The 16,154-nt window shown below is 68.2% G+C and carries 19 protein-coding genes and 5 pseudogenes; 15 read left to right on the forward strand and 9 right to left on the reverse strand.

Annotation, left to right across the window (positions count from 1 at the left end; all coding sequences use genetic code 11):
• Nucleotides 1-341: 341 nt before the first annotated feature.
• From ACFC8N_RS41015 to ACFC8N_RS41040, 6 genes are all read left to right on the forward strand, one after another.
• Complete coding sequence (locus ACFC8N_RS41015) at nucleotides 342-650, forward strand: transposase (protein ID WP_376294496.1); 309 nt, start codon at nucleotides 342-344, stop codon at nucleotides 648-650.
• A complete protein-coding gene (locus ACFC8N_RS41020; RefSeq protein WP_376294502.1) occupies nucleotides 647-1,564 on the forward strand; it encodes an IS3 family transposase in 918 nt (305 codons plus the stop codon). The genes ACFC8N_RS41015 and ACFC8N_RS41020 overlap by 4 nt, the downstream gene beginning before the upstream one ends.
• A gap of 130 nt (nucleotides 1,565-1,694) precedes the next feature.
• Nucleotides 1,695-2,879: a GDSL-type esterase/lipase family protein gene (locus ACFC8N_RS41025; protein ID WP_376294556.1), complete on the forward strand. Its 1,185-nt coding sequence runs from the start codon at nucleotides 1,695-1,697 to the stop codon at nucleotides 2,877-2,879.
• 392 nt (nucleotides 2,880-3,271) lie between these two features.
• On the forward strand, nucleotides 3,272-4,078 hold the full coding sequence (locus ACFC8N_RS41030; RefSeq protein ID WP_376294559.1) for an SDR family NAD(P)-dependent oxidoreductase: 807 nt from the start codon (nucleotides 3,272-3,274) through the stop codon (nucleotides 4,076-4,078).
• 307 nt (nucleotides 4,079-4,385) lie between these two features.
• The gene (locus ACFC8N_RS41035; RefSeq protein WP_376294504.1) at nucleotides 4,386-5,159 is read left to right on the forward strand and encodes a GAF and ANTAR domain-containing protein; all 774 of its coding nucleotides are present in this window, start codon (nucleotides 4,386-4,388) and stop codon (nucleotides 5,157-5,159) included.
• Between the two features lie 40 nt (nucleotides 5,160-5,199).
• Nucleotides 5,200-5,343: a hypothetical protein gene (locus ACFC8N_RS41040; protein WP_376294506.1), complete on the forward strand. Its 144-nt coding sequence runs from the start codon at nucleotides 5,200-5,202 to the stop codon at nucleotides 5,341-5,343.
• On the opposite strand, the gene ACFC8N_RS41045 is transcribed toward ACFC8N_RS41040, so the two are convergent.
• Nucleotides 5,338-5,595, reverse strand: a complete 258-nt coding sequence (locus ACFC8N_RS41045) for an ANTAR domain-containing protein (RefSeq protein ID WP_376294509.1) — start codon at nucleotides 5,593-5,595, stop codon at nucleotides 5,338-5,340. The two genes, ACFC8N_RS41040 and ACFC8N_RS41045, sit on opposite strands and share 6 nt — an antisense overlap.
• 220 nt (nucleotides 5,596-5,815) lie before the next feature.
• A pseudogene (locus ACFC8N_RS41050) lies at nucleotides 5,816-6,154 on the reverse strand (STAS domain-containing protein); the annotation flags it as partial.
• An 83-nt stretch (nucleotides 6,155-6,237) separates the two neighbouring features.
• On the opposite strand from ACFC8N_RS41050, the gene ACFC8N_RS41055 reads away from it, so the two are divergent.
• From ACFC8N_RS41055 to ACFC8N_RS41065, 3 genes and pseudogenes are all read left to right on the forward strand, one after another.
• Nucleotides 6,238-6,588, forward strand: a complete 351-nt coding sequence (locus ACFC8N_RS41055) for a helix-turn-helix transcriptional regulator (RefSeq protein WP_376294511.1) — start codon at nucleotides 6,238-6,240, stop codon at nucleotides 6,586-6,588.
• Nucleotides 6,589-7,082: 494 nt separating this feature from the next.
• A complete protein-coding gene (locus ACFC8N_RS41060; protein WP_376294514.1) occupies nucleotides 7,083-7,253 on the forward strand; it encodes a hydrophobic protein in 171 nt (56 codons plus the stop codon).
• Between the two features lie 397 nt (nucleotides 7,254-7,650).
• Nucleotides 7,651-8,495: pseudogene (locus tag ACFC8N_RS41065) on the forward strand (SigB/SigF/SigG family RNA polymerase sigma factor).
• 396 nt (nucleotides 8,496-8,891) lie between these two features.
• On the opposite strand, the gene ACFC8N_RS41070 reads toward ACFC8N_RS41065, so the two are convergent.
• Both ACFC8N_RS41070 and ACFC8N_RS41075 read right to left on the reverse strand, forming a co-directional pair.
• The gene (locus ACFC8N_RS41070) at nucleotides 8,892-9,014 is read right to left on the reverse strand and encodes a hypothetical protein (protein ID WP_376294516.1); all 123 of its coding nucleotides are present in this window, start codon (nucleotides 9,012-9,014) and stop codon (nucleotides 8,892-8,894) included.
• Between the two features lie 385 nt (nucleotides 9,015-9,399).
• The gene (locus ACFC8N_RS41075) at nucleotides 9,400-9,954 is read right to left on the reverse strand and encodes a hemerythrin domain-containing protein (RefSeq protein ID WP_376294519.1); all 555 of its coding nucleotides are present in this window, start codon (nucleotides 9,952-9,954) and stop codon (nucleotides 9,400-9,402) included.
• 427 nt (nucleotides 9,955-10,381) lie between these two features.
• On the opposite strand from ACFC8N_RS41075, the pseudogene ACFC8N_RS41080 reads away from it, so the two are divergent.
• Together ACFC8N_RS41080 and ACFC8N_RS41085 are read left to right on the forward strand one after the other, a co-directional pair.
• Nucleotides 10,382-10,951: pseudogene (locus ACFC8N_RS41080) on the forward strand (FAD-binding oxidoreductase); the annotation flags it as partial.
• 113 nt (nucleotides 10,952-11,064) lie between these two features.
• Nucleotides 11,065-11,238 carry a hypothetical protein gene (locus tag ACFC8N_RS41085; RefSeq protein WP_376294522.1) on the forward strand — a complete coding sequence of 58 codons (174 nt, stop codon included), beginning with the start codon at nucleotides 11,065-11,067 and terminating at the stop codon, nucleotides 11,236-11,238.
• A gap of 182 nt (nucleotides 11,239-11,420) precedes the next feature.
• Here the strand turns inward: ACFC8N_RS41085 and ACFC8N_RS41090 are convergent, their stop codons facing one another.
• On the reverse strand, nucleotides 11,421-11,774 hold the full coding sequence (locus ACFC8N_RS41090) for a hypothetical protein (protein ID WP_376294524.1): 354 nt from the start codon (nucleotides 11,772-11,774) through the stop codon (nucleotides 11,421-11,423).
• Nucleotides 11,775-12,020: 246 nt separating this feature from the next.
• Nucleotides 12,021-12,176, reverse strand: coding sequence for a DUF6131 family protein (locus tag ACFC8N_RS41095; protein ID WP_376294527.1), 156 nt, complete (start codon nucleotides 12,174-12,176; stop codon nucleotides 12,021-12,023).
• A gap of 149 nt (nucleotides 12,177-12,325) precedes the next feature.
• Here ACFC8N_RS41095 and ACFC8N_RS41100 point away from each other — a divergent pair, with 149 nt between their 5' ends.
• Nucleotides 12,326-12,697 carry a hypothetical protein gene (locus ACFC8N_RS41100; protein ID WP_376294530.1) on the forward strand — a complete coding sequence of 124 codons (372 nt, stop codon included), beginning with the start codon at nucleotides 12,326-12,328 and terminating at the stop codon, nucleotides 12,695-12,697.
• Nucleotides 12,698-12,782: 85 nt separating this feature from the next.
• On the opposite strand, the pseudogene ACFC8N_RS41105 reads toward ACFC8N_RS41100, so the two are convergent.
• Nucleotides 12,783-13,749: pseudogene (locus tag ACFC8N_RS41105) on the reverse strand (LLM class F420-dependent oxidoreductase).
• A 297-nt stretch (nucleotides 13,750-14,046) separates the two neighbouring features.
• On the opposite strand from ACFC8N_RS41105, the gene ACFC8N_RS41110 reads away from it, so the two are divergent.
• From ACFC8N_RS41110 to ACFC8N_RS41120, 3 genes and pseudogenes are all read left to right on the forward strand, one after another.
• The gene (locus ACFC8N_RS41110; protein WP_376294533.1) at nucleotides 14,047-14,220 is read left to right on the forward strand and encodes a CsbD family protein; all 174 of its coding nucleotides are present in this window, start codon (nucleotides 14,047-14,049) and stop codon (nucleotides 14,218-14,220) included.
• 170 nt (nucleotides 14,221-14,390) lie between these two features.
• A pseudogene (locus ACFC8N_RS41115) lies at nucleotides 14,391-14,894 on the forward strand (SDR family NAD(P)-dependent oxidoreductase); the annotation flags it as partial.
• Entirely contained in the window at nucleotides 14,878-15,186 is a 309-nt protein-coding gene (locus ACFC8N_RS41120) for a hypothetical protein (RefSeq protein WP_376294562.1), read from the forward strand. The pseudogene ACFC8N_RS41115 and the gene ACFC8N_RS41120, both read left to right, overlap by 17 nt.
• 9 nt (nucleotides 15,187-15,195) lie before the next feature.
• On the opposite strand, the gene ACFC8N_RS41125 is transcribed toward ACFC8N_RS41120, so the two are convergent.
• Entirely contained in the window at nucleotides 15,196-15,366 is a 171-nt protein-coding gene (locus ACFC8N_RS41125) for a hypothetical protein (RefSeq protein ID WP_376294565.1), read from the reverse strand.
• Nucleotides 15,367-15,622: 256 nt separating this feature from the next.
• Nucleotides 15,623-15,991 (reverse strand): hypothetical protein, encoded by a 369-nt coding sequence (locus ACFC8N_RS41130; RefSeq protein ID WP_376294536.1) that lies wholly within the window; start codon nucleotides 15,989-15,991, stop codon nucleotides 15,623-15,625.
• Nucleotides 15,992-16,154 lie beyond the last annotated feature (163 nt).

The raw sequence follows: 16,154 nt of genomic DNA on the forward strand, positions 1-16,154 counted from the left end.
CTCGACGGCTTCGCCCTTGAGTTGAAGCGCACCTCGTACTTCTCCTCGTACTCGTGGCGAGGGGTCTCGTCCGCGATGCGCGAGTAGCCCGCATCTCTCAGGGGTATGGCCCAGGATCTCGCGGATGGTGTGCGCCGACACGCCCGCGTTCGCCGTGCATGTGTCCGGCGTGTGTCGGAAGGAGTGCACCCGCCTACGGAAAAGGCGGCCGCAGTCATTCATGACAACGGGCCTGTCTTTTTTCTGGACTGGTCGCTGGCGTGCAGTTTGAGTGAGGTTCCTCCGAGATGCGGAGTGTGCTGACAGAGGGTCAGATGGTTCTCATGAGAGGAACATCGACCATGGCCGCCCCCAGAAAGTACTCGCTGGAGTTGCGTGAGCGTGCGGTACGGATGTACCGGACCTCCGACCCGAAGCCGCAGATCAAGAAGCTGGCTGTTGATCTCGGCGTGCATCCCGAGGCCCTGCGCGGCTGGATCCGGCAGGCCGAGGCGGATGCCGGCGAGCGCGATGACCGGCTCACCACCGACGAGCGGGCCGAGCTGGTGGCCCTGCGCAGGGAGAACGCCCAGCTCAAGCGGGCCAACGACGTCCTGCGGACGGCCTCGGCTTTTTTCGCGGCGCAACTCGACCCGACCCGGCCCAGGTGACGGCGCTCCTCGACGAGCATCCCCGTCTGGGAGTCGAGTGCGTCCTGCGGGAACTGCACATCGCCTCCTCCAGCTACTACCGCTGGCGCCGCGCGGAGAAGGAACCGTGCGAACGGCGGCGCCGCGACGTCGAACTGACCGGGCGGATCAAGGAGATCCATGCGGAGTCCGGCGGCAATTACGGCTCGCCGCGCGTACACGCCGTCCTCAAACGCGAGGGCACGCGCGTGGGCCGCAAGCGGGTCGAGCGCCTGATGCGCGAGGCCGACATCGCGGGCGTTAGCCCGCGGCGGAAGGGCTTCACGCGCCGCGATCCCAAGGCCACGCTCGCCCCGGACCTGGTCAACCGGGACTTCACCGCACCGGCACCGAACCGGCTGTGGGTCACCGACCTCACCATGGTCTCCACCGGCGAGGGACCGCTGTGGCTCTCGGCGATCCGCGACGCCTTCTCCCGCCGGGTGGTCGCGTGGGAGACCTCTGCCCGCGCGGACGCCGACCTGGTCCTGACCACCCTGGAGTACGCGCTCGCGTCCCGTGAGGTCGAGCCCGGCAAGCTCATCCATCACGCCGACCACGGCTGTCAGTACACATCCATCAAGCTCACAACTCGACTGATGCGAGCGGGAGTTGAGGCGTCCATGGGTTCCGTCGGGGACTCGTACGACAATGCCCTCGCGGAGAACCTCTGGATGCTCATCAAAACCGAATGCATCCGCGGCCGCACCTTCACCACGAGGGCCGAAGCCAACCTCGCGCTCTTCGAATACATCGACGGCTTCTATAACTCCCGCCGCATCCAGGAACGTCTCGGCTTCCTCAGTCCGATCGAGTTCGAGGAGAAGCACTACGCCGATCAGGCGACGGCCGAACCAACGAATCTGAACACCCATCAACCCCTGCTGACCAGCTGATCAGCACCTCCCGCATGACGGGGGAACCTCAGAGCGGCAACGAATGCTTGTGTGTTAGGAGGGCAGTGAGAACGCGCGGGTGCGTTCACGTGTCCGGACCTGAGAGCGTTGGAGAGTGGTGACGGTGGTGATGCGGGCTTTTCCGCTGGTGGGCGGGCCGGTGGAGGTACGGGGTGCGCTGGACTTGGAGAGGACGCTGGTGGGGGTGATGCCTCGCCGGTTGCCCGCGTGGACCAAGGAGCAGTACCAGGACCCGTCGGTCAATGGGGTGACGGTGATGCCTTCGGGGGTACGGGTGGTGTTCCGCACCGATGCGCGTCAGCTTGAGTTGGAGGTGCTCACCTTCACGGGACAGCTCGACACCGACCCCCAACCTCGCCCGACTGGGATGCTGGAACTGCTCGTGGACGGTGTGCTCGCCGGGCGGCAGCAGGCACCGTTGGGCAATGTCGTGCGGATGGCTGGCCCCGGGACCGCGCAGCGGCTGGTCCCGGGGGAGCCGGGCACCGTACGGTTCGCCGGGTTGCCGGCCGGGATGAAGAATGTCGAGCTGTGGCTGGCGCAGCAAACTCCCACGGAACTGGTGGCCCTACGGGCTGACGGCGAGGTGCTGCCACCGCTGCCGGACGGTCGGCGCCGCTGGGTCCACCACGGCAGTTCCATCAGCCATTGCCTCGAAGCCGACGGCCCGACGGGCACCTGGCCGGTGGTGGCGGCTTCGCTCGGGGGAGTGGAGGTGATCAACCTCAGCCAGGCTGGCAACGCCATGCTGGACCCCTATGTCGCCCGGACGATCCGCGACATGGCCGCCGACCTGATCAGCCTCAAGGTGGGCGTCAACATCGTGGGCCTGGCCGCCTTCCGGCTGCGGACGTTCGGCCCGGCGGTGCATGGATTCCTGGACACGATCCGTGAGGGTCACCCGGACACTCCGCTGCTGCTGACGTCCCCGGTCAGTTGTCCGGCACTCGAGGTGATCCCTGGTCCGACCGCGATGGGCCCGGACGGGAAGATCAGAGCCTTGGGTGACCCGGCAGATGTGGCCCGTGGGGCGTTGTCGCTGAACGTGGTCCGTAATGAACTGGCCCGAATCGTGACGGCCCGGCGCGCACGCGATCCCCACCTGCACTACCTCGACGGACGCGAACTGCTCGGTCCACACGAGGTGCATGACCTTGCCGACGGCCTGCACCCCACCGCCGCCGCATACCGCAGGATGGGCAAACGCTTCGCCGCGCACGCCTTCGCCGACGACGGCCCGTTCACCGGGTCCACAGACCCGGTGTCCCGTCGGGGAGAGTCCCAGTCCCGGTAGGAAGGTTCGTACGCCTCGCCGCTGGAGACCGAGTCGTACACGACGCCGAACCGGCCGAGGAATACCTCATCCAGTCATGGCCCGCACCGCAGGCACCGCAAGGCCAGCACAAGGAGACCGACGCCCACTGAGCCGCAGTCCGCGCCCGCACGCAGACGCCGTGCTGGCCCCGGTGTCCCGTGGGAAGCCGTCCAGGCGGGTCGGTTGCGATGCTCAGACGCGGACACCACCTCCGGTCGAATGCTGGGTGGGATCCGCGGCTCGTGCGCGGACGGCGCATGGCTGGCACCGAGTGTGCTCAGTCGGTGCTTGCTGTGCTTCCAGCCGCGGCTCAGATGTGCGCCATACCAGGCGAGGTCCACCACGAGCACGATCACGCGATGGTCAACGGGATGGCGCGGCGACTTCGGTGTGGACCTCACCACAGCCCGGTACCTTGTGGCTACGCTGGTCTTGTGGACAACACGGCATCCCGCACACGCACGATCGTCGTGACAGGCGCCGGAAGCGGCATCGGACGGGCCTGCGCGCTGCGGCTCGCCGGACCCCGAGCCTGTGTGCTGGCGCTGGACCTGGATGAGGAGTCCGCGAGGCAGACCCGCAACAGAATCGAGGCCGTCGGCAATCTTGCAGTCGCAGTCGCATGCGACATCACCGACGGAGCGTCGGTGCGGTCGGTCTTCGCCGGGCTCGAAACCGTCGACGTCCTGATCAACAGCGCCGGAGTGGAAAACCAGCGGGCACAGGCGGGGACCACCGCTGAGGACATGCGGCACATGTACGAGGTGAACGCGATCGGGCTGCTGACCGTTACCCAGGCCGCGCTCCCACGCATGCCGGACGGCGCCCGGATCATCAACATCGGCTCACGCGGCTATCGCGGCTCACCCGAGCACGCCCACTACGTCGCGTCCAAAGCCGCAGTCGTGGCACTGACCCGCACCCTGGCCGTGGAGCTGTGCTGCAGACAGATCATGGTCAACGCGGTCGCCCCCGGTCCCGTACGCACCCCCCTGCCGGACGACCTTCCCCCCGAACGGCTGGCCCAGGTAGCCGCTGGCTACCCCGGCGGCCGTCTGCCCGAACCCGAGGATGTCGCGCACGCCGTGGCATTCTTCGCCGACCCGGCCACTCGCCATATCAACGGCCAGATCCTCGTCCTCGACGGCGGCCGCTCCGTCGGACTCAGCCCCGCCTGACCAGCCACCATCACAACAGTCCCGGCGCCGTCAACCCTGACCCCACCCCGTAGGCGGCCGCCGCCGACACGGCTTCCGGCCGACGATCAGGCTGTTACCCGGGCTGGTCACCGTCAGCATGCGCCTTTGACGGACAGCGAGCTGCCGCATCGGGAGAGTCGGTTGTCCGGTCCTCCGCCGGCCAGTACATGGCCGGGCCTGATAGGCCGTCTCCCTGCGGGTACCCGGCAGGCGTCGGCCCGGCGGTGGAGAAAAGGGGTCTGAACCGTCTCTGCTGACCGAGCGCGCCGGCAGGGAGGTGATGATCATGCCGTCCGGCTCCTTCGCGCGGTCCTTCAGCGGCGATCCGTGGAAGGGGAAAGAACGGCTGCGGGTCATCGAGGCTCTTGCCGCTGCCGCCAGAGGCGGGGACACCCAGCAGGTCCCTGAGGCCCTGTGCCGGGCCTGTGTTGGCCTGCTGGCGGTCACCGGTGCCTCGGTATCGATCTCCGGCGGGCCCACGGTGCGGGCCACCTGGTGTGCCAGTGACCGTGTGGCGGCCCGGCTGGCGGAGGTCCAGTACACCCTGGGTGACGGGCCCAGCCAGACCGCGCTGGACACGGCGACACCGGTGCTGGCCGCGGACCTCGCGAAGGAACCGGACAACAGGCGGTGGCCGGTCTTCCCCCAACAGGCCGTCGCTCTGTGCGTCCGGGCCGTGTTCTCCTTGCCGCTGGGAGCTGGCGGAGCGACGATCGGCACCCTCGACCTGTACGGGGAGCGGGCCGGAGCGCTGTCGGTGAGCGAACTGAGTACCGCACTGTGGCTGCGTGAGGCGGTCACGATTGCCGTCATGAACCTGCGGCCCCGGCACAACGGGGCCGAACCGCTGCCGGACGACGACGAGGTGGCGTCGTGGGTGGAGGCTTCGGAGGCTGCGCACAGCGAGGTCTACCAGGCGATGGGCGTAGTGATGGTGCAGCTCGGCGTGGACCCTGAGGAGGCTCTCGACCGGATGCGGGCGCGCGCCTTCGTCCAGGGCCGCACGGTCACCGAAGTGGCTCGTGCTGTGATCGCCAGGAGGATCGGGTTCCGGCCGTAGTGAGGGTGTGAAGCCGGCCTGAGCGAGTAGGACGGCCGGCTTGACACTGGCGCTGCGGACTGTGAACAGCCGCGAACAGCCGCGCGCCGAGGCTGTCGTCGGACTGACCGGCTCCTTCGGGAACGATGTCGAGGGGGAGTTCACCGGTGCCGACGCGGTCGGCGTCATAGGTCTGCACTTATGAAGGCTCCGGGCGACACGCCGGACGCCGGGTCTGGCCCGTGCCCGTGCGGGTCGAGGCTTGTGGATGACTTTCGGCCTTGCGCGTTCTGGCGACGGCTTCCGTGAGCTGCCGCTGGACCGGATCCGGCAAAGAGCCACCCAGTACGGTGGTGACCACGTCCTTGGCCAGGCGGTGCAGCTTTGTGTTGGTGTGCTGGGATGCCGTGACCAGCGCTTCCCATGCCTCGTCGGGGTTCAGGCCGAACGAAGCCATGAGGATCCCGCGTGCCAAGTCGATGTCCGGCCGGGTCCGCAGCGCGCGCCGCTTCGGTCTGTAGGAAGCCGGCGTGGGCGTCTTCGCCCTGCGGCCCGGGGTTTCCGGCGACCGCATCGGCTTCCTTGCGCGTGGCGGAGAAGAGTGTGTAGGTGTCGGTGAAGGTCAGCAGGCGTTCCGCGGCGGGGCTGGCAGTGGTGACGGTGATCGTCTTACCTGCCGCGATCGCATGGCGGCGAAGGGCGAGCAGCACGTTGAGCAGGGAGCAGTCGGCCAGGGCCAGACCGCTGAGGTCCAGGTCGACTCCCAGACGCGACCTCGCGAGGGCGTCGCACAAGGTGTGCCGGAGGATCTGGCTGTCGTCGAGGCTGAACTCCCCGTTTACCGCAACGGTCACACGTCGACCGTCCGGTCCGGCCCGCATCAGTAGATTCCCGGGGAGCGGCGGTGAGGGGGCGAAGCCATCCTCGCTCGTCAACAGCTCCTCATGAGGCGGTTCTGGCATGGTCGCCCCCTCTGTCTGTCTTATCCAGCACTGCGTATATTCCTCCAGATTCATACGCCCTCCGTGACACGTCAAGTCGTACCCGAACTTGATTGCGTGGTTTTAGATACGCGTACATAGGGCCGTACCATGTGGTCATGGTGGGAGTCGACGGAGTGCCCGAGCCGCATACCGGATGGACGTTCCTGACCAATCACGCACGGGTGCTGGCGAGCGTCGCCGACAACTCCAATGTGCGCATCCGCGATATCGCGGCACGCTGCCGGCTCACGGAACGCGCCGTTCAGAAGATCATTTCGGAGCTGGAGCGGGACGGCTACCTGTCCCACACCCGTAACGGTCGTACCAACCACTACCAAGTCGACCCGAGTAAAATCCTGCGCCACCCCGCCGAGGCCGGCCTGACCGTGGCTTCCCTGCTGTCGATGCTGGCCAGGGACGAGGTAGAGCGCCAAAACGCCGGACAGCAGGTCCGGGCCGACAGCTGACATCGGGCCCCGCGGTCGTTCGCTCGCGGTGTTGTGCAGGCCCGTCCTCGAAAGCGTGGAGGAGTGCTCCGGAGGAGGGGGAGGCCGACGACCTTGCCGGGGTCGATCTGCCGCTGCCGTATCAGGTCGATCGGCTCGGGCAGGAAGCGGCGCACTGGGGCGGTATCGCCGCGCGAGTGAGCGTGGGACAAGAAGAGGTTGTCGGCCGCTGACCAGCTCGCCCGAACCTTTTCTCGAGCGACCTCCGCGTCGACGGTGCGAGCGGTTCAGCGCGGCTCCGGGCCTCACCCTGCTGCCGCTCGGGCCGCCTCGGAAAGGCCGTCTGCCGGGACGTCAGCGCACACGGGTGTGTGTGGGGGCGGCGCTTCAAGATGTCCATGGTGTCTTCCCCGGCCTGCCGGGTGTGGCCTGTTGGCCCAGTCCGTGGACTCTTCGGCCATTGCGGCGCATGATCGAGAGATCGTAGGGCACGCGGGCGGCAGGAGGTTGTGACTATGGTTCCCCTGCTACTCGTTCTGCTTCTGGCGCTGCTTCTGTTCGGTGCTGGCTTTGCCCTGAAGGTCCTGTGGTGGGTCGCGGTCGTGGTTCTGGTGGTGTGGCTGCTCGGGTTCGTGATGCGATCGGTCGGTCCCGGCGGCGGGAGGAGTCGCTGGTACCGATGGTGACCTGAGCGCACCACGCGTGTGCGTGCAGCGAGGGCCCGGCCGGTATCCGGCTGGGCCCTTTACGCGTGCCGACCGCGGGCGAGGAGACTCGCATACGAGGGGATGCGGAGCAGTCCGCACTTCCCCAAGGGGGCTGCACCGGGTCGCGTCGGCCCAGTTCCCGGGCCCCGCCCTGTCCGCACGCCGCCGCCGGTGTCGGCCGGAGACCTTGTTCCGCCTTCGGCCCTCTGTCCTTGGTGGGCGAGCCGTCGTGGACTCCTGTGCCTGGCCGCACGCTGTCCGTGGCTGGGTCTGTGCGGTGTCAGGAATAGAGGGACGATGCCCGGGTAACCGGGCCGCTGTCGGCCGCTCCAGGTGGCCGGCTGTCCGGTTGGTTCGAGTCGGGAGGGACGCAGGGATGGCGCTCACGGGCACCACGGCGACGCACACGCAGACGGCTGAGCTGCCGGAGGTGGCCGATCCCTCCCAGGTGGCGCCCAGGGACGCTCGCTGGTTGTCCGGGGTGTTCTTCGAGCAGATGCAGACACTGGAGGAGGGTACGCAGGAGTACCAGCACGCGCGGAACACGCTGATCGAGATGAACATGTCCCTGGTTCGCTACGCCGCGGGACGGTTCCGCAGTCGGGGGCCGCAGGAGGCGGAGGACATCGTCCAGGTTGGGGCGATTGGGCTGATCAAGGCGATCGACCGGTTCGAACTGTCCCGTGAGGTGGAGTTCACTCCTTCGCGATCCCTTGCATCGTCGGCGAGATCAAGCGGTTCTTCCGTGACACGACTTGGGCCGTGCACGTACCGCGCCGCTTGCAGGAGGCCAGGGTCCAGCTGGCCCGAGCCAACGAGGAACTCCAGACCCGACTGGGCCGAACTCCCGCGGTGAGGGAACTCGCGGAACTGATGAGCCTGTCCGAGGAGGAAGTGGTCGAGGCCCGGCTGGCGTCCAACGGCTACAACTCCGCCTCCCTGGACGCCGCTGTCAACAGCAGCATCGACGGTGAAGCCGCCCTACAGGATTTCATAGGAACCCAGGACCACGCCCTCGAACTCGTCGAGGACTTCCACGCCCTGGCCCCGTTGATCGACGAACTCGGCGAGCGGGACCGGCAGATCATCCACATGCGGTTCGTGGAGGAACTCACCCAGGCACAGATCGGCGAACGCCTCGGCGTCTCCCAGATGCACGTCTCCCGCCTGTTGACCCGCACTCTGACCCGGCTGCGCGAGGCCATGCTGACCCTCAACTGACAGACCTGCACGCGGTGATGGGAACGAGGTCGGAGGCGGCCACCATGGTAAGGGCTCATCCTCTGCTCTTGTGGGAGCTGGCCGAACGGTGCGAGACACTCAGTTGTGCACGGCACTTTCTGCGGCCCCTCCGTGATCAGCCCGCACTTGTTCGCCACGAGGAAGGGGTCACGGCAGCTCGGCGCTTTCGGCACTGAGTAGCTCCATGAGCTGGGGGCGGTGCAGGCAGGCGATGTGTTCAGGCAGGTCGGGCTGGCGTAGCAGGGCGGCGGCTTCGGTGTTCTGGTCGCTGGGGGCGGTCAGTCGCAGCAGGCTGCTGGCGGCGTGATGTTCGGTCGCGGGGAGGGCCTGGTGGGCGCGTGTGGCCAGGGCGGGGTCGGCCAGGAGGCAGGCGGCTCAGCCGACGACCGTCTCGTCGACCCAGGTTCGCCAGGCGATGTCGCCGGGCTGCGGGTCGCATCCGGTGTGCCAGTCCAGCCGGTGGGATCCACTCGGCGCGAGCAGGTGGAGCAGCTGCACGTCGATCCTGGTGAGGTAGCGCAGGGGGCCGCGAGGGTGGCCTGCCGGGCCTGCGCATCGGCGAGCGCCCGGCTGAGCGCGCCCGTGGGGGCGGGGTAGGCGGCCAGGAGCCGGCGGTGGAGGCGGCTATGACAGGTGTCAGATCGTCGGGCACGGCGGTCGGCCCCTTGGGAGCGTGCTCGCCTGTGTCCGGCTGATCGCTCCCGCGAGCTGTTGCGCGGGGCCGCAGTGCCCAGCTCGAGCCACGACAGCGTATGCAGCCGATCCGGAAGGTGAAATGGTCTGCGTCACTGGGTGCGGGTGCGGGCGAGGTGGCCGGACCCCGAGCGGGTGCTCTCCCGCCCCGGAGCTGGTCCGCTTGCGCCCGCGGGTGGCGCTGCGGGGTTCAGGACTTGCCGCGGCCGGTGACGAAGTCGCGGGCTCGGTCCACCAGGTCGGCGCCCGGGGCGAGGAGCTTGTTCGCGGGCGGGGTGTCGGGGGCGGAGGTGTGGGGTCGGGTCGGGGCCATGGCTTTGGCCCGGCGGACCTTGTCCCCGAGGTCGTCGAGCGTCTCGCGGGAGCACGCCTGGCGCAGCATCGGGAAGAGGTTTTTCTCCTCGTCCTGGAGGTGGGCGGTCACCTCGTCCATGAGCTGTTGCAGCATCATCATCCGGGGGTCGTCGGCGACCGTCTTCTCCAGCTGTTCGAGGAGCTTCTCGACCCGGCCGTGGTCCGCGATCTCCTTGTCCGCGAGCCGGTCACCACCCTCGACGTGCTTGCGAACCGCCGGGTACAGGTACTCCTCCTCGGCGACCGAGTGACGCACCAGCTCGATGGTGACCTCGTCCACGAGGCTACGCAGTTCCTGCCCCCTGGTCATGGCTTCCATCCGGCCGAAGATCTCCTCGATCTCCCGGTGGTCGGTCATCAATTCCTCGAGCACATTTCCGCCATGCCCCATCGCCTGTCCGCCTTTCGCTGGTCGTGTCCGGGCCGGTCCTTCCTGTCCAGCAGACACGGGTTCCCCGTCCGGGTGGACCATGCGCGGCCCTGTCCAAGCTCCACCCGGTCGGGCGCTCCCCGGTCATCGATCGCCTGGGCCCGCACCGGACGGGCCGTCGACAGTTCGGCCAGCGCCCAAGCCTGCTGATCGGGACGCGAATGCCCAAACGCGGGTCCTTCTCGGCGAACGGCGCAACCGGTCGCGCACGATTCGGGGATCGCGGGCATGTTGGGAGCGGGTGTGTGCATCGCCGTACGGCGGGCGCTGCGAGTACCCACCCTTGCACAGCGCAAGGGTGGGTACCCGCGGATGGGACGGGAGAAGCGACGCCGGTACGGCCGGATGCCAGCGCATGGTCAAGCATTCGGGAAGGCGGATTCATCTGATGGCTGGCACCCCCTGCGACGCCGCTGAGCTGGATGTTGCCGGGCTGGAGGCGGCGCTGTGCGGGGCCGCGGACGGCGAGGTCCGGTTCGACGCGGGTAGCAGAGGCGCTTACGCCGCGGACGGTTCGAACTACCGCCAGATGCCGATCGGTGTCGTGGTGCCGCGCACGGTGGAGGCGGGAGCACATGCCGTGCAGGTGTGTGCCCGCTTCGGCGCGCCAGTCCTGTCGCGCGGCGGAGGTACCAGTCTCGCGGGTCAGTCGACGAACACGGCTGTGGTGATCGATTGGACGAAGTACTGCCACGCGCTGGTTTCTGTCGACCCCGGCGCACGGACCTGCGTGGTCGAACCGGGGATCGTCCTGGACGTGCTCAATCAGCGCCTGTCCGACCACCAGCTTCACTTCGCGCCGAAACCCTCTACGCATAGCCACTGCACCCTCGGTGGCATGATCGGCAACAACTCGTGCGGTGCCTCGGCTCAGGCCTACGGCAAGACCGTCGACAACGTCCGCCGCCTGGAGGTACTCACCTACGACGGCACCCGGATGTGGGTCGGGCCGATGTCACCCCGGTGCGGTGGCATCACTGTCTGGCTACGTGCCGCCGCCCTCGCCCAGGCCCGCGGCATCGACATCTCCGGACACTGTGCCCCAACGCCCACGCGCACGCCGCTGCGGCTGTGCCCAACCTGCGGCACCTGGAGTGGTTCCACGACCACGTTCGCATTGAGCGCCTCCTCTTCGACGGCTGCCTCACCCCCGACGGTGGCAGCCTCACCCCGGGTGCCGACGGCACACCCGGGCTCGGACTGACCCTCAACACCGAGCGCGCACAGCCCTACCGGGTGGACTGACCACAGGGAGCAGCACCGATGAGCACCACATCCTTCCCACTGGGGAGTGCGGCGCGCTGATCGTGCCCGACGGCGCTCTGAAACGGCTCAGGTGACCACGGCCCGGTGCCCGCGCGTGGGACCGGCCTGGCTGTCGATGTGGCAAAAGTTGCGTCTCGGTGCTCTCTTCCCCTGCCTGGCCGTCAGCACCGACGCCGCGGCGCGCAGGGCGGCTCCGTCGGTATCGGCGGGTAGGAGACGCCCAGGCTGCTTGGCGGGGCGGCCAGAGCCATGCCTTCGATGACATGGTCGCACGGGTGGCTGTGCTTCCGGTGGACAGCACCACGCCGCAGGTAGGCGGTAACGCCCATGACTGCCCCGCTGATCAGGGCTGCCGTCCAGCCGGGCAGGTCGATGGCCAGTGCCAAGCCCACAGCCAGGGCCACGGGCCCGCCCGCATACAGGGCTGCGGCGCCGGATGCGGCGTAGAGCACGGCGGAGTGACGCTGCTTGCGGGTCTGTTCGCGCAGTGCGTCGCGCACCGTCTCGCGGGACACCTGCGCCAGCTCTCGACATGGTGCTTGTCCAGGTGCTCCGAAGTGTCCATGACGCTCGGGTGCCCGGCGATAACGGTCGGTAATTCAGCCGCAGCGAACCGGTGCCGTGGATCGCAGGCCGAAATCCCGCTCGAGCGAGTCCAGGACAGCTGGCCGTCCCCGCCTTTGTTCCCGGAGGGATGGACGGCGGGGACTTTGAGCTGGTGCGGGGCGGCCGGCCCCGCCCGCGCAGGCAGGGAGCGGGTGTCACCAATAGTGCCGACGGCCGCCCACGGCGTGGCCCATGCCGCCGAGGAGGAAGAGTACGAGTCCGATGACCAGGAGGACGATGCCGATCGTCCATAGGATGCCGATTCCGGTGAGGAATCCGACGACGAGCAGGATGATCCCTAGGGCGATCATGTTGGCCTCCCGGAGAAATCAGAAGTAGAAACCGTGTACCCCTCTTCGAAGCTGCGACACGGCCGGAACCCATCATCCAGGTGCTCCACGTCGGAAATTCCGGATGGCCAGCGGCACTGAAGGCGAACTCATTCCAGGCCGGGAGAGTCATGGCTGAGCAGAAGTCGTCCGCGGTCCTTGCGGCGCCCCTGCACGGTGTGGCCCCGTTGCTGTGGAAGGTGCCCGGCGTCGAGGCGGTCGGCAAGGCCGCGCAGGAAACGCTGGACGAAGTCGGTGCCGTGTCACCACGCCGGCGGCGGCTGGCGGTGTACGACGGGGCCGGAGTGCTCGCCGTCACGGGAGTCGTGGAGTGGCCCGTCGCCCTCACCGGCGCGGCGGTGGCTGGCTCACCCAACCACGGCCGGAGCGGTCGGCGGATGCAGGAGGGTCCGCGCCGGACACCACGTCCGCACAGGACACCGCAACCGATGCCCACGAGCCGGCAGAAGACATCGTCTCCCAGTTGCACGTCTCACGCCTGATCAACCGCTGCTGCCACCAACAGCGCGACGAGGTCATGCGGGGCGCCGCCTGACGGCTCGGCGGGCTCGGCCCTGGACCCCGGGATCAGAGCTCGCGTAGTGCGGGCAGCAGCGTCTTCTCCGCCCAATCGAGATAGCGCAGCTGTGAGGCGCCGCCGACCTGGACGAGGGCGATCTCTGTGAAACCGGCTTCGACGTAAGGGCGAACGGCGCGGGCGAACACCTCCGGGTCGTCCCCACAAGGGATCGAGTCCGCCACATCTTCCTCGCGCACGTACGCACTGGCGGCAGCGAAGGCCGCAGTCCCGGGAAGCTCGGAGTTCACCTTCCAGCCGCCTCCGAACCAGCGGAACTGCTCGTGCGCTCGCCGCACGGCCTTACGACGGTCCGCGTCGTGGCAGACGGGCAGTTGTCCCACACGCGGCTTGCCCGCCCCGCCGTTCTCTTCGAAGGCGGTGACGAAGTTTGGGTCCGGATCGACGGCGATCATCAGGTCGGCGAGACGGCCCGCCAGCTCACAGGAGCGCTGCCCGGACACCGCCACACCGAGGGGCGGCGGGCTGTCGGGCAGGTCCCAGAGCCTGGCGGACTCCACGTCGAAGTGCGCGCCGTGGTGGTTGACGTAACCGCCGCCGAACAGGGCCCGAATGATCTCGACTGCCTCAGCCAGCATCTGCTGGCGTATGTCGGTTGCGGGCCAGCCGCCACCCACGACATGCTCGTTGAGGTTCTCTCCCGGAGCCCAGTCCCAGCCGGAAGCGGCCGCCGGAGAGTAGTTGCATCGTTGCCGCCTTCTGCGCCACGACCGCCGGGTGGTATCGCATTGTCGGGCATGTCACGTACGACATCAGGGGGATCTTCGAGGTGGCCTGCGCGGCCGCGCCCAGCACGCTCCAGGCATACGGAGAGTGCCCCTGCTCGTCCAGCCACGGAAAATAGTGGTCAGACGTCACCGAGAAGTCGAAACCGGCCTCCTCGGCCCGGACGGCATGCGTCACCAGGTCTTGTGGGCCAGCCTGCTCAGTCATCATCGTGTATCCGAATTTCACCATGCGCGTCGAGTTTCCAGCCGGCTTCCGAGGAAACGACATCGGTCGGTCGTCCGCGGGTGCGGTCAGCCGGCGGCAGGAGCCAGGAACCACTCTGTGGGCGACGCCTCCGCCATGTGTTTGGGCGGTGGAGTCCTGGGAACTCGGTTGAGGCGGCTGAGCGGCCGTGGGGAGCAGGAAGGACCTCGGGTGCCGAGTATTTCGTACCCGGTGCCCGGGGCATCCGAGGGCGTCCCCTCTATGTGCCGCCGACTGCGGTCATGGGCATGGCTATCTACGGGGTCAGGAGAGTGAACGACAATGGCTAAAGAGCAAAAGGCCAAGGCCAAGGCGGAACAAGCCACAGGAAAGATCAAGGAGACGGCCGGCCGTGCTGTAGGCAACGAGTCGATGGCGGCCGAGGGGCGGGGTAAGAAGGCGAAGGGTGCCGCACGTCAGGCCAAGGAGAAGACGAAGGACATTTTCAAGGGCTGATGCGGCACGCCCCGAGCGGGATCCCTTTTTCGCAGCTCTGGGATCCCGCTTCTTCTGCGCTATCAAATTATCTGTTTTGATCACCAATATTGGTCCGCCGGAATGGATTCTTCACCTGCTCAACGCCGCTGCCCTGTTTGCTGCGCCGTCTCGGGGAAACGCGGATCAGCATGGAACCCATGGAAACCGCACTACGCACCGTGGTCATCACCGGGGCCAGCGGCGGCATCGGGCGCGCCTGCGCGGTGGCCTTCGCCACGCGTGGGGTCCGTCTCGCTCTGATTGCCCGCGGCCGGGCCGGCCTGGACGGGGCGGTGCGCGAGGCCGAGCGGGCTGGCGCCGCCAAGGTGATCGCGATCGAGGCGGATGTCGCCGACGCGCAGGCGGTGGAGGCCGCTGCCGCGCGGGCCGAAGAGCAGCTCGGCCCGATCGATGTATGGGTCAACGACGCGTTCGCCTCGGTCTTCGCCCCCCTTCACCGAGGTCGCCCCCGAGGAGTTCCGGCGTGTCACCGAGGTCACCTACCTCGGCTACGTGTACGCCACCCGGGCCGCGCTCAAGCGGATGGTGCCGCGTGACCGCGGGGTGATCGTGCAGGTCGGCTCGGCGATCGCCTCCGCGGCATCCCGTTGCAGAGTGCCTACAGCGGCGCCAAGCATGCCATCCAGGGCTTCAGAACCCTGGGGCTTCGCGCGCGGCATCGTCGTGGAGCCGGACGCGCTACTGATGGACGAGCCCTTCGGTACGTCGCCGCTCTCGACACGTCAGCTGCTGCTGGTCAACCTGCTCACCGGCATGTTCCCGGCGATGGCGGTCGCGGCTACCCCGCCCTCCCCGGAACCCGCCGACGAGCCGACTGCGGCCGACGGCCAACCCGTCGGCTACGCCGTCCTCGGCCGACCACTGAACTGGCAGATCCGGCACCGCGGACTGGTCACCGGGATCGGCGGGCCATCGCCTGGCTGATCGGCACCCTCACGCCAGGTACGGCACGACGTACCAGCGCCATGGGCCTGTGCGGCGTGGTTCGGCGCCCAGCTCACCCAGACCATCGCGGGACGCCGCAGCAGCCCGCTGGTCCTGGCCACCGCTCTCTGCACTGCAGCCGCACTCGTCGTCCTCGTCCAGAGCCCCGTCGTCAGCCATTTCTTCGACTGCACACCCCTGGGCCCGCTCGCTTGGACCGGCGTAGCGCTTGCGATCGGCGCCGCCTATCTTGGCCCCTATGTACTCCCGTACGCCTACCGACTGCTGACCGACCTCACCCCACGGCTGCGTCCCGCCGTGCGGCTCGTCCCGTGACGGGGCGTACGAGACAGCGCCGGCCCCAAACCCGGTCCTGGCACCCTTCGAGGTCGTCAGTGCCCCCGCATGCTGGTGCCTCCGTCGGATCCGGAGGGGTTCAGGAGGCCGGCGCGGCGATCCGGCATGGCACGATCAGGTCCTCCGTCAGGTGATAGGCGGCACAGACCCGGTGGTATCCGTCGGCGATCACCAACGGAGTACCGCGCACCAGGAGGACCGGGGAGAGTTTGCTGCCGCGTTTCACCTTCTGGATGTTGTGCTGGACGTGGACGTTGTCCGCCGGGAGCAACGGCAGGCCCGAGGCGCGCATGATGTCCTTGGCCTTCTTCGTCTGCGTCTCGGACGTGCGCAGGGCGTCGACGATCCGCGTCACTTCCTCCGCCGGGAGGAGCAGGTCGAGGTAGTCGGCCGCTGCCGGGAAGTCGTGCTCCTCCGGGTCATCGAGCCACAACTTGGTCCATTCCACAGGGCCGCCCCCTGTTCGCGTGTCTGGCGCATCGCTCCGGGTGACAAGCGTAGGACCGTAAGCGGGTCCCGGACACCCGCCGCGCACAGGGTTGTTGGAGTCGTCGGAGCGCTCTCGGCGCGAGTCCGCCGAACGCCGTCGGCCGGGGCTGACCGTCAGCCGT

The sequence above is a fragment of the Streptomyces sp. NPDC055966 genome (genome assembly GCF_042269865.1).
Lineage (GTDB): Bacteria > Actinomycetota > Actinomycetes > Streptomycetales > Streptomycetaceae > Streptomyces.